Source organism: Lysobacter yananisis, assembly GCF_031199375.1.
GTDB classification, from domain to species: domain Bacteria; phylum Pseudomonadota; class Gammaproteobacteria; order Xanthomonadales; family Xanthomonadaceae; genus Lysobacter; species Lysobacter yananisis.
Genome location: NZ_CP133568.1, coordinates 2,135,298 through 2,147,487, shown reverse-complemented (window position 1 = coordinate 2,147,487; position 12,190 = coordinate 2,135,298). Strand labels below are relative to the sequence as shown.

The window sequence follows — 12,190 nt, the reverse complement described above, 5'->3', positions numbered from 1 at the left end:
GGCCTCCGCCGGCAAAGTCCGCGGATCGCCCTGAGCCCGGCGCGCCCTTGTCGAATCCCGCCCCCGCCGAAGTCCGCCGCATCAACCGCCTGTACTGGATCGAACTGATCCTGGCCTGGGCCGGGCTGTGCGCGAGCATCGTCTGGTCCGGCGAATACGCCGAAACCTTCCAGTACTCGCGCGATGCCGCGTGGATGCGATGGGCCGCGCACGCGCTGCTCGTGGCGCTGTCGCTGGGATGCTTCGCCGCGCTGCAGCGCTGGCAGCCCCGGCTCGCGCCGGACCGCCCGCTCACCGGCATGAACCTGATCCTGACGATGATGGTCGCGATCGGCCTGTACGCGCTGCTCGACATCGTGCCGATCGCGCTGCACCGCGGGGCCGATCCGCAACCGCTGACCGCGGTCGCCTCGGCCGATCCGCGCTATTCCAGCTGGAGCCGCAACTGCAAGCGGCGCGTCTGGATCCAGGGCGACACGCCGCTGCGCGGCCTGCGCCTGTGCGTGCGCGATCGCGCCATGTACGAGCGGTTGACCGCGAGCCGGCGGATCGAAATCGCCGCCACGGCCTCGCCCTACGGCATCGCCATCCAAAGCTTCCGCGCGGCGCCCGCGGCTCAGAACCCGTAACGCAGGAACCCGCCGTCCACCGCGATGCATTCGCCGGTGATGTAGGCCGCCGCCGGCAGGCACAGGAACGCGACCGCCGCGGCCACTTCCTCCGGCTCGCCGATGCGCCCGGCCGGGGTGCGCAGCAACACTTCGTCGAGATAGTCCGGATCGGCCAGCTTGTCTGACGTGCGGCGGGTGCGGATGTACCACGGCGCCACCGCGTTGACCCGGATGCCGTCCTCGGCCCATTCCACCGCGAGGTTGCGGGTCATCTGGTGCATCGCCGCCTTGCTCATGCCGTACGGCGAGCCGGTGCGCACGTGGGTCGAACCCGACACGCTGCCGACGTTGACGATGCTCGAGGCCGCATGCCGGGTCAGCAGCGCGTGCGCATAGCGCGACAGCTCGAACGCCGAGAACAGGTTGATCTCGAACACCTGCCGCCACTCGTCCTCGGTGTAGTCGTTGGTGGCCTTGCTGAGGTTGCCGCCGGCGTTGTTGACCAGGATGTGCAGGCCTTCGCCGAAGTCCTCGACCCAGTCCAGCAGCTCGCGCCGCTGCTCGTCGTCGGCGACGTCGGCGACGAAGGCCTGGACCTCGCGATCGGGAAAGTCCTCGACCAGTTCGGCGCGCGCCGACTCCAGCGCGGCCGCATCGCGCGCGGCCAGCAGCACGTCGGCGCCGAAGCCCAGCAGTTCGCGCGCGATCGCCCGGCCGATGCCGGCGCTGCCGCCGGTGATCAGCGCGAGCTGTCCGTCCAATCGCCAACGCTTGGGGTCCATCGCTGCCTCCGTCACGGTCGTTGCTTGCGGTCGTTCGCCGCCGCGCGCGCGGCGCGCGACCGGCGTAGCATACCGGCCAGACCGTCGAGAGGATGCCGCGATGAAGCCCAGCCTTGCCGTTATCGCCCTGACCTGCGCCGCGCTGCTGGCGGCGTGCTCCAAGCCGCAGCCGCCCGAGAAGGAGCATCCGGTGGACCCGCAGGCCACGCAGATGCGCGACGCGATCCAGAAGCCCATCGAAAAGGCCAAGGCCGTGGAAGGCGACGTCCAGCAGGGCGCGCAGAACACCCGCGATGCGATCGACGCGGCGGGCGGGTGAGGTTCCGCGCGATCTGAGCGGAAGGCGTCGGGCCTGAAGGCTTTCCCACAACAGCCCAGGTCCGTGGCTCGCACGGCGGTTGTGGGAGGGCCTTCAGGCCCGACGCTTTTCGCCCCGCCGCGACGACCCCCCGAAACGAAAACGCCGCATCGCGAACGATGCGGCGTTTTCGTTTGCGCGGCCGGCGCAAGACGCCGGCCGCGATGCGCTCAACTCACAGCGTGCAGAAGCAGTACGCCAGCGCCTTCACCGGCGCGCCGTTGCCGGACTTGGTCGCGTTCTCGACGAAGCGCAGGTCCGCCGCCGCCTGCGGCACGGCCTTGATCAGCAGGCTGTGGGCGAACTCGGACCGGCCCAGCACCGCCGCGCCGGCGCCGCTGCCGGCGAAGCCGGCGAAGAAGCGCTCGAACGGGCTCGGGGTCTTCTCCACGTAGCGCACGCGGAAGTCCTCGGCCTTGCCGAGCTTGGCGCGCTTGGCGACGTCGTCGACCGCGGCCTGCAGGCCGCCCAGCTCGTCGACCAGGCCGCGTTCCTTGGCCTGCGCGCCGCTCCACACGCGGCCGCGGGCGATGGCGTCGATGTCGGCCACCGGCTTCTTGCGCGCCTGCGCGACGCGGCCGGTGAAGTCGGCATAGCCCTTGTTGATGATGGTCTGGATCACCTGGCCGACTTCCGGCGCCAGCGGCCGGGTGATGTCGTAGGAGCCGGCGAAACGCGTGGTGCCGACGCCGTCGGAATGCACGCCGATCTTCTCCAGCGCGCGCGGCACGGTCGGGATCAGGCCGAAGATGCCGATCGAACCGGTGATGGTCGAGGGATCGGCATAGATGCGGTCGGCGTTCATCGAGATCCAGTAACCGCCCGACGCCGCCAGGTTGCCCATCGACACCACCACCGGCTTGCCGGCGGCCTTCAGGCCGACGATCTCGCGGCGGATCTGCTCGGAGGCGAACACTTCGCCGCCGGGCGAGTTGACCCGCAGCACCAGCGCCTTGACGTTGTCGTCGTCGCGCGCCTCGCGCAGCAGCGCGGCGGTGGAGACGCCGCCGATGGTGCCCGGCGGCTGCTCGCCGCCGGTGATCTCGCCCTCGGCCACGACGATGGCGACCTGCGGGCGGCTGTCGGCCGGGTTGACCACGCGGTCGAGGTTGAACAGATAGGCGTCCATCGCGATCTGGCGGAAGCCGCCGTCGGCGTCCTCGTCGGCGACGCCGCGCTTGGTCAGGATCTGGTCCACTTCCTCGCGCGTCTTCAGCCCGTCGACCAGCTTCAGGCCGAGCGCGTACTTGCCCAGGTCGCCCTGGGCCGCGTCCAGCCGCGCCGGCAGTTCGTCGATCGCCGCGCTCAGCGCGGCCGGCTGCAGCTTGCGCGCCTTGGCCACGTCGTCCAGGTAGCGCTGCCACAGGTCGTTCATCCAGAACAGGTCGGCGGTCTTGGACTCTTCCGAGGCGGCGTCGAGGATGTAGGGCTCGGCGGCCGACTTGAACTCGCCGACCCGGAACAGGTGCACGTCCACGCCGAGCTTGTCCTGCAGCAGCTGGCGGTAATACAGGCGGTAGCGGCCCAGGCCCTCGAGCATCATCGCGCCCATCGGGTCGAGATAGACCTCGTTGGCCTGCGCGGCGACCAGGTACTGCTTCTGGTCCATGCTCTCGGAAAAGGCGATCACTTCCTTCTTGGCCGCGCGCACCCGCGCCACCGCGGCGGCGACCTCGCGCAGGCCGGCCATGCCGCCGGACTGGAGCTTGTCCAGGCGCAGCACCACGCGCTCGATGCGCTTGTCGTTCTTGGCCGCGTCCAGCGCGCGCACCACGTCGCGCAACTGCACTTCCGGATTCTTGTCGCCGAGGGCGCGGTTGAGCGCGCGCGAGGCCGGGTCGGAGCTGTACTGCTCGACCAGGTTGCCTTCCGGCGCGATCACCAGGGTGGTGCGGTCCTGGAACGGCTTGGTGTTGCCGCCGAACAGCATCGCCAGCACCACGATCAGCATGAAACCGAAGAACACCAGGTTGAAGACCAACCGGCGGGTGAAGTTCATCGCGTCCCAGGCGCCTACGAAGAAACGGGCCAGCGGCCCGCGACGTGGGAGGGTCTCGTTCATTTGCACAGGCTCCGTGTGTACGCGCTCAGACTAACCCGGCGCGGGGCGGGGTTTCACCCGCCATTCGTAACGTAGGGTGGTGGAAAAGTTGCGATTCGGCCGCAATCCGTTCATCTGCGCAACGCTCGGCGGCGGCCGGCCCGGTCCGGGGCGGCCGCCGTCCGGGCGCGCTCAGGTGCAGCCGGTCTCGTGCGGATCGACCTCGTGCGGCGCCTCGCGCGCCATCCGCTCGGCCAGCCGCTGCGGCTGGCTGGAGCGCAGGAAGCGCGCGCACAGCAGGACCGAGGCCACGGTCAGGCCGGCGATCAGGCCGATCCACATGCCCTTCGGCCCCCAGCCCAGGCCCAGCCCGAGCCCGGCGCCGATCGGCATGCCCACGCCCCAGTACGCCAGCGCCGCCAGGACCATCGGCACGCGGGTGTCCTTGAGCCCGCGCAGCGCGCCGGCCGACAGTACCTGGATGCCGTCGGGGAACTGGAACATCGCCGAGTACAGCAGCAGCGAGGCGGCCAGCGAGGCGACCGCGACGTCGGTGGTGTAGAAGCTCACCAGCACCTCGTTCGCGCTCAGCAGCAGGATGCCGGAGAACAACTGCGTGCCGATGACGATGGCGTAGCCGGCGAAACCGGCGCGGCGCACGCCGGCGTAGTCGCGCCGGCCCAGGGCATGGCCGACCCGCACCGTGGTCGCCTCGGCCAGGCCCATCGGCACCATGAAGCACAGCGCCGAGAGATTGATCGCGATTTGGTGCGCCGACGCCGGCACCTCGCCGAGCCGCCCGATCAGCAGCGCGGTGACGATGAACAAGCTGCCTTCCATCAGCACGGTCACCCCGATCGGCAGGCCGGTGGCGAGCAGGCCGCGGATGGTCGGCCAGTGCGGCTTGTCGAAGCGCTCGAACAGGCGCAGGTCGGCGAAGCGCTTGGCCGCGCGCAGGACCAGGAAGAAGCCGATCGCCTGCACCCACAGCATCGCCGCCGAGGCGATGCCGAGGCCGCCGGCGCCCATCTCGGGCAGGCCGAACTTGCCGAAGGTCAGCACATAACCCAGCGGCAGCAGCACCAGCAGGCCGCCGGCGCTGAGCAGCATGGTCGGCAAGGTCCAGTGCAGGCCCTCGCTGAGATAGCGCATGCAGAAGAACAGGGTCAGCGCCGGCACGCCCCAGCGGATGCCGTGCAGGAACTCGCGCGCGCCGGGAATGATTTCCGGGGCGATGCCCATCGCCGGCAACGCGTACGGGATCAGGGTCAGGAACGCGAACAGGAACACGCTCAACAGCAGCGCCATCCACAGCGCCTGGCGGAACAGCGCGCCGATCTCGCCGCGGCGGCCGGCGCCTTCGAGTTGCGACACCGACGGCGGCACCGACAACAGGGTGCCGATCGGGACCATCATCGGCAGCCACCACAACGCGGTGCCGATGGTCACCGACGCCAGAGTGGTGGTGCTGTGGTGGCCGGCCAGGGTGTTGTCGACGAAGCCGATCAGGCCGGTGGAGACGTGGCCGGCGACCAGCGGCGCGGCCAGAACCAAGGTAGTACGGATTTCCCGGGCCAGGCCGGGGCTCGAGACGGAGGGGGACGACGCAGACATGGGGGGAAACCAACGGCGACTGCGGCCGCGCATCCGGTCGGGGCGCTGGCGCCGGGTCGCGGCGGACGGCTATCTTACCCGCTCGAAAGTGAAGGCCGGGGAGCCTCGTTTCTCGATACATGAGCGCAACCACTGAAGCCACGGCCGCGTCGGCCGGCCACGGCCACGGCCACGACCGCCCGAGCCACTGCGAGAACTGCCGGGCCGACCTGCACGGGCATTACTGCCACGAATGCGGCCAGTCGGTGCACAACCCGGTGCGCAATTTCGGCCATGCGGTCGAGGAGGTGTTCGAGTCGTTCTGGCACCTGGACGGGCGCGTGTTCCGGACTTTGCGCGATCTGCTGTCTCCGGGCAAAGTCGCGCGCGACTACCTCGCCGGCCACCGCGTGCGCTACCTGCCGCCGCTGCGGCTGTTCGTGATCGCCTCGGTGCTGACCTTCTTCGTCGCCCAGTTCGCGATCCACGTCGAGACCGCCACCCATTTCGACATCGACACCGCGCAGAGCACCACGGTGCGCCTGGGCAACGTCAAGAAGCAGATGCGCGCCGCGCAGAGCGTGGTCGAGGTCGAGGAACTGCGCGCGCGCATCGTCGGCGAGCTGCGCGTCGCGGCCGCCGCCGCGCCGGTGGCGCGCAGCACCATCGAAGCCTCGATCGCCGGGGTCCAGCGCCAGGCCGACAAGCGCATCGAAGCGCTGCGCGCCGAGCAGGGGCTGAGCGCGCAGGACGTGGCCTCGCAACGCGCCGAAGGCGACCGCCTCGCCGCCGCGCCCAAGCCCGGCAGCATGGAAGCGGCGAAGGACCTGGCCGAGGTCGAGCGCCTGCGCGACGCGCGCATCGCCCGGTTGCGCGACGAACACGCCGCGCAGGCCGCCGGCTTGCGCGACGCCTCGACCCTGGCCGCGCAGATCCGCGTGGCCAACGCCGAAGCCGGCTGCCGCATCGCCCAGTTGCAGATCGGCCACGCCGCGTCCAGCGAAGGCGCCCGCGCCCACGACAAGGACCGCGCGCGCTACGGCGAGACCGACTGCGACGGCATGGACGATCCGATCTCGTTCAACGGCAAGCCCTGGGACGCCAAGACCAATCCGCTGACGGTGACGTGGTGGCCGCGGTTCGCCAACGACTGGCTCAACCGCCAGGTCGGCAAGGGCGAGGCCAATTTCCAGCGCGCGACCAAAGACCCGGCGCTGTACATCCACGCGCTGATCGGCGCGATCCCCTCGGCGCTGTTCCTGATGGTGCCGATCTTCGCCCTGCTGCTGAAGATCGCCTACCTCGGCTCGGGCCGCGGCTACCTCGAACACCTGGTGGTGGCGTTGTACAGCCACACCTACCTGTGCCTGGCCTTGCTGGCGATGTTCGTGCTGATGCTGCTGGGCGACGCGATCGCGCCGCACTGGGCCGGCTTCGCCTGGATCAAGGGCCTGGGCATCGGCCTGTTGTGGCTGTGGATGCCGATCTACCTGCTGCTGATGGAAAAGCGCGTCTACGCCAACGGCTGGGCGCTGACGTTGCTGCGCTACACCCTGATCGGCGGCGCCTACTTCTTCCTGATGAGTCTGGCCACGGCCGGGATCATGGCCGCGGCGATCGTGCGGATGTAAGGCGCGGCGACGGCGACGCCTCGCGGGTGCCGCCGAACGCGACGCGGACGCACGACCACGACTCGGAGATCCAGACCATGCACGCGACCGCGGACGAAACCATCTACGAGGTATCGCTGGACGTGGACGCGGCGGTCGCCGCGGACTTCCTCGCCTGGCTGCGCGGGCACATCGACGAAATCTGCGCGCTGCCGGGGTTCCTCGGCGCGGACCTGCACGAACTCGCCGATCCGGCGCCCGCGCCGGGGCGGCTGGCGCTGTGCGTGCGCTACCGGCTGCGCGATGCGGCGGCGCTGGAGACCTACCTGCGCGACCACGCGCCGCGCATGCGCGGCGAAGGCCTGGCCCGCTTCGGCGGACGCTTCGACGCGAGCCGGCGGGTGATGCGGGTGTTGCCGCGTTGAGGCGCGGGCGCGCGGTTTCGTCGTAATCGCATTGGCGCGGTCGCGGCTTGCGCCGCTCCTACAGGGGCTGCGGTGGGTTTCGTTTGCGACTGTAGGAGCGGCGCAAGCCGCGACCGCGACAACGCAAAGACGGCGAATTCTGGGCCAGGCCGGCCATGGCAATAGAGGGCTTGTCCGCGCGATCGCGCGAACGACCCGCGTCTAGCGCGCCAATGCGTCGTGCAACCAGGTTCCGCGTTGCGCCGCCGGCGTCGCCAGCAATCCCGCGCGCAGGCGCTCGCGCTCCTGCGGCGGGGTGCGCTGCACCAGCACCGCCAGGTCCTTGCGCTGCGCCGCGCTGAGCCCGCGCAGCGCCGCCAGCAAGGTCGCGTGCTGTTCCTGCGGCAACTGCGCCAGCAGCGGCTGCAACGCCGGGTAGTCCGCGCCGAGCGCCGGGCCGAGCAGCCAGCCGCGGCGTTCGCTGCGGTCGAGCGCGTCGAATTGCGCGCGCAGCGCCTGTCGCTGCTCCGGCGGCAGCGCGGCATGGCGCGCGGCGGCGGCCTGGGCCTGCGCGCGTTCGTCGGCGCTCAGCGCCTGCCAGGCCAGGTAGCGTTCGCGGCGGGCGCCGCGTTCGGCCGCGTCGAGTTGGTTCCACTGTGCCGCGCGCTGGGCGAATTCGTGCCGTTGCGCCTCGCTCCAGCCGTCCCAGCGCGCGCCGTTGGCGCGGATGCGCGCCTGCACCGGCGCCGGCAGCCGGGCCAGGCTGCGTTCGAGTTCCGGCGGCAGCGCGCGCGCCGGCGCGCTCAGCGCCAGCGTCGTGGCCAGCGCCACGACACCGAACCAGGGCATGCGACTCCAGGCCGCGCCGAAACGCGCGCCGGAGCAGAACGTGCGCGCGACCGTGGTCCGGCTCATTCGCCCTCCTGCGCATCGGTTTCCAGGCCCGCGCGGTCGTTGCCCACCGGGGCCGGCGTCGCCGCCGGCTCGGCCGGCGGCGCGGCGACCGCCGGGATCGTCCCGGCGTCGCGCGCGGCCAGCCAGCTGTCGAAGTCGACCGCGGCCGACGCCGCCTCGCCCTGCGGGTCGGCGAGCAGCCCGAAGTCGCCGTCGGCGATCAGGCCGGCGTCGCGGCTGTAGCGCTCGGCCGGGCCGCTGCCCTCGGCCAGCGGCGCCACCGTGACGCCGTCGGGGCCGTCGCTGAGCCAGCCGCCGGGCAGCCCGGCCGCCCACCAGAAGGTCGCGGCGAAGGCCAACGCGCACAGCGCCAGCAGGCTCCACAGCAGCGGCATCAGCCAGCGCGGACGCGGGCGCGCCGGCGCCGGCGCGCGCCGTCCCGGCGGCACGGCGCCCGGCGCGGCGTTGCGCAGCGCGGCGTCGCGCGCCTGCGCCAGACGCTGCAGGCGTTCCGGCGGCAAGGTCTTGATCCGGCGGTGGATCTGCTCGCGCAGTTGCTGCCAGGCCTGCGGGTCGGCGCGGCCGTCGGCATGCCGCGGCAACGCCCGCTGCAGGGCCATGCGGTAGGTCGCCGGGGCGACGTGCAGTACCGCCGCCGCCTCGGGTTCGGCCAGGCCGGCGGCCAGCCGCAGCAGCAGCGCCGCGCGCGGGCCGCTGCCGAGTTCGCCGAGCCGGTCGGTGGCGTCCAGGGCGATCGCCACCGCGGTGCGCTGGCGCAGGCCGGGCTGGGTCAGCAGCAACGACCAGAAGCGCGCCGGCCATTCGTTCAATGCGGTCTCGGCGGCGAGTGAGCGGAACCCGGCCATGGCGGCGACCAGCGCGGCGTCGCCGGCGGCGGCGTCGCCGGCCTGCAACTCGGCCAGCACCGCGCCGCGGCGCTCGATCCCGCGCAGGAACGCCGACAGCGCGGCAGGGGCGGCGGGCGCGTCCGTTCGGGGGGTGGACGGCCCCGGGGCGGGGGGTGTGGAACTCATCGGAACGACTTCACCATACGGCGCATCATAGCGATGCCGGACGTGCGCAAAACTGCTTGACAAACCGCCAAACCGCGTCAGCGCGAGGCGGGACGCGGCTTGCGCGAAAATCCGGTTGTGCACAGCAGTAACGGAACCGTCATGCGTCGCCCTTTCACGGAACCAAACCCCCTTGTTACAGCGATGTTTCACGGCTAAGCACATGATTCATAAGAAAAACCTGCAATTGGCGATTTTTTCACCAACCTAACCCGAGGGCTTGATTCAACGCCCTCGCGCAGCCCTGCCGACACACCATGCACAGATTTATCCACAACCCATGTGGATAAGCGCGATTTCCTTTAACAGGCAGCCACTTGCGCGGGCTTTGTCAGGCGCCCCGCAGCAATGGCCGGCAAAGTCCCGCCTGCCGCCCAGGCCGGCGCGCTCGCTAGACTGATGCGATGCCCGAGGCCCCGTTGCTCCCATCGCCCACCGTCTGGCGCATCGCCCTGCCGGTGCCGCTGCCGCGCCTGTTCGACTACCTGCCGCCGGCCGGCGACGCCGGCGGCGACCCGGTCGGCGCGCGGGTGCGGGTGCCGTTCGGGCGGCGCGAGCTGGTCGGGTTGGTCGCCGAGACCGGCGCGCCCGAGCCCGGCACCGACCCGGCCGCGCTCAAGCAGGTGCTGGCCCGGCTCGACCCGGAGCCGTTGCTGCACGGCGAGTTGCTGGAGTCGCTGCGCTGGCTGGCCCGCTACACCCACGCCCCGCTCGGCGAGGTCCTCGCCACCGCCCTGCCCGGCCCGCTGCGCCACGGCGAGCCGCTGCCGGACACCCATGCCTGGGCCTGGCGCCTGACCGAGGCCGGCGCCACCGCCCGGCCCGGCCTGCGCGCCGGCAAGCCGCGGCGGCTGTCGGACCTGCTCGACGAACACGGCGAACTCGACGAAGACCGCCTCGACGACCTGCTCGAGGACTGGCGCAGCGCCGCCCGCGCCCTGGCCAAGCGCGGCCACGCCGAACGCGTCGCGGTGCCGGCCGTCGCCCATGCGCCCGCACCGCAACCCGGCCCGCCGCTCAACGACGAGCAACAGGCCGCGGTCGATTCGATCCTGGCCGCGCCCGGCTTCACCGGCCTGCTGCTCGACGGCGTCACCGGCAGCGGCAAGACCGAGGTCTACCTGCGCGCGATCGCCGACTGCCTGGCGCGCGGCAAGCAGGCGCTGGTGCTGGTGCCCGAGATCGGCCTGACCCCGCAGACCCTGGCGCGCTTCCGCGCCCGCCTCGGCGTGCCGGTGCACGCGCTGCACTCCGGTCTGGCCGACGGCGAACGCGCGCGCACCTGGGCCGCGTTCGCGCGCGGCGAGGCGCGGGTCGCGGTCGGCACCCGCTCGGCGGTGTTCCTGCCGCTGGCCGAGCCGGGCCTGATCGTGATCGACGAGGAACACGACGGCAGCTTCAAGCAGCTCGACGGCATCCGCTACCACGCCCGCGACTTCGCCCTGGTCCGGGCCAAGGCGCTGGACGTGCCGGTGCTGCTGGGCAGCGCCACGCCGTCGCTGGAATCGCTGCGCAACGCCCAGGCCGGCCGCTACGGCCACCTGCGCCTGCTGCGCCGCGCCGGCCAGGCGCAACCGCCGCGGGTGCGCGTGCTCGACGTGCGCAAGCGGCCGTTGCAGGCGGGTTTGTCGCCGGAACTGCTCGAACGCATCCACGCCGAACTGCGCGCCGGCGGCCAGGCGCTGGTGTTCAAGAACCGGCGCGGCTACGCCCCGGTGCTGCTGTGCCACGACTGCGGCTGGACCGCGCACTGCCCGCGCTGCAGCACCCCGCTCAAGCCCACCCCGATGACCGTGCACGCCGGCGGCCGCCGGCTGCAATGCCACCACTGCGGCACCCGCCGCCCCGCGCCCGACGCCTGCCCCGACTGCGGCGGCCTGGCCCTGCAATCGCAGGGCGCCGGCACCGAGCGCATCGAGGAATCGCTGGCGGCGCGGTTCTCGGATTTCCCGGTGCTGCGCATCGACCGCGGCACCACCCAGAAACGCGACGCGCTGGAGAAGCTGCTGGCCGAATTCGGCACCGCGCCGGGCGTGCTGGTCGGCACCCAGATGCTCGCCAAGGGCCACGACCTGGCCAACCTGACCCTGGTCGCGGTGGTCGGCATCGACGAAGGCTTGTTCAGCGCCGACTTCCGTGCGCGCGAAAAACTCGCGCAGCTGCTGATCCAGGTCGCCGGCCGCGCCGGCCGCGCCGAGAAGCCCGGCGAGGTGGTGCTGCAGACCCACCATCCCGAACACGAACTGCTGATCACGCTGTTGTCCGGCGGCTACCACGCCTTCGCCGAAGTCGAGCTGGCCCAGCGCGAAGCCGCCGGCTTCCCGCCGTTCGCGCACATGGCGCTGATCCGCGCCGAAGCGCAGCAGGTGGAACTGGCCAACGCGTTCCTGGCGATGGCGCGGCGCGAGCTGCAGCAGGCGGCCGCGCAGCGCGCGCGCCACGACGGCATCGAGCGCAGCGCGCTGGAGATCAACGGCCCGGTGCCCGCGCCGATGCCGCGCCGCGCCGGCTACCTGCGCGCGCAACTGATCCTGTCGGCGCCGCAACGGCGCGAACTGCACGCCGCCCTCGACGCCGCGCTGCCGGCGATCTATGCCGCGCCGGAAGCGCGCAAGGTGCGCTGGTCGCTGGACGTGGATCCGGCGGATCTGTACTGAGCCGCGCCGGCACGGCTGTTCCTTCAAGCGCTGCGGGCGCGGATCTGCAGCCTTCACAAAGCTTGCGCCGTAGTCGCTATGGCGCGGTCGCGGCTTGCGCCGCTCCTACAGGGGCTCCGGCCGGTTTCGTCGCGGACTGTAGGAGCGACGCGAGTCGCGACCGCGAG

General features: G+C 71.8%; 10 protein-coding genes. 5 read left to right on the top strand and 5 right to left on the bottom strand.

The genetic code is table 11. From position 1 onward, the window contains the following. Window positions 1–47: 47 nt before the first annotated feature. Window positions 48–629, top strand: a complete 582-nt coding sequence (locus RDV84_RS09020; RefSeq protein WP_309153136.1) for a hypothetical protein — start codon at window positions 48–50, stop codon at window positions 627–629. On the opposite strand, the gene RDV84_RS09015 is transcribed toward RDV84_RS09020, so the two are convergent. Then, window positions 617–1,393 carry an SDR family oxidoreductase gene (locus RDV84_RS09015; RefSeq protein ID WP_057949366.1) on the bottom strand — a complete coding sequence of 259 codons (777 nt, stop codon included), beginning with the start codon at window positions 1,391–1,393 and terminating at the stop codon, window positions 617–619. The genes RDV84_RS09020 and RDV84_RS09015 overlap by 13 nt on opposite strands. 100 nt (window positions 1,394–1,493) lie before the next feature. Between RDV84_RS09015 and RDV84_RS09010 the strand changes: the two genes are divergently transcribed. Then, window positions 1,494–1,712, top strand: a complete 219-nt coding sequence (locus tag RDV84_RS09010; RefSeq protein WP_078999238.1) for a hypothetical protein — start codon at window positions 1,494–1,496, stop codon at window positions 1,710–1,712. A gap of 214 nt (window positions 1,713–1,926) precedes the next feature. On the opposite strand, the gene sppA is transcribed toward RDV84_RS09010, so the two are convergent. Both sppA and RDV84_RS09000 read right to left on the bottom strand, forming a co-directional pair. Further along, window positions 1,927–3,813 (bottom strand): signal peptide peptidase SppA, encoded by a 1,887-nt coding sequence (sppA, locus tag RDV84_RS09005; protein ID WP_309153135.1) that lies wholly within the window; start codon window positions 3,811–3,813, stop codon window positions 1,927–1,929. A gap of 171 nt (window positions 3,814–3,984) precedes the next feature. Then, on the bottom strand, window positions 3,985–5,406 hold the full coding sequence (locus RDV84_RS09000) for an MATE family efflux transporter (protein ID WP_078999243.1): 1,422 nt from the start codon (window positions 5,404–5,406) through the stop codon (window positions 3,985–3,987). 119 nt (window positions 5,407–5,525) lie between these two features. Between RDV84_RS09000 and RDV84_RS08995 the strand changes: the two genes are divergently transcribed. Next, window positions 5,526–7,016 carry a DUF3667 domain-containing protein gene (locus tag RDV84_RS08995; protein ID WP_078999244.1) on the top strand — a complete coding sequence of 497 codons (1,491 nt, stop codon included), beginning with the start codon at window positions 5,526–5,528 and terminating at the stop codon, window positions 7,014–7,016. A gap of 77 nt (window positions 7,017–7,093) precedes the next feature. Beyond that, the gene (locus tag RDV84_RS08990; RefSeq protein WP_250448861.1) at window positions 7,094–7,420 is read left to right on the top strand and encodes a DUF4286 family protein; all 327 of its coding nucleotides are present in this window, start codon (window positions 7,094–7,096) and stop codon (window positions 7,418–7,420) included. 201 nt (window positions 7,421–7,621) lie between these two features. Here RDV84_RS08990 and RDV84_RS08985 read toward each other — a convergent pair whose 3' ends face one another. Further along, window positions 7,622–8,314, bottom strand: a complete 693-nt coding sequence (locus tag RDV84_RS08985) for a DUF3106 domain-containing protein (protein ID WP_309153134.1) — start codon at window positions 8,312–8,314, stop codon at window positions 7,622–7,624. Beyond that, window positions 8,311–9,327 (bottom strand): hypothetical protein, encoded by a 1,017-nt coding sequence (locus RDV84_RS08980; RefSeq protein WP_309153133.1) that lies wholly within the window; start codon window positions 9,325–9,327, stop codon window positions 8,311–8,313. Before RDV84_RS08980 ends, RDV84_RS08985 begins: the two co-directional genes overlap by 4 nt. A gap of 443 nt (window positions 9,328–9,770) precedes the next feature. On the opposite strand from RDV84_RS08980, the gene RDV84_RS08975 reads away from it, so the two are divergent. Further along, window positions 9,771–12,023, top strand: coding sequence for a primosomal protein N' (locus RDV84_RS08975; RefSeq protein WP_336044545.1), 2,253 nt, complete (start codon window positions 9,771–9,773; stop codon window positions 12,021–12,023). The last annotated feature ends 167 nt before the right edge of the window (window positions 12,024–12,190 follow it).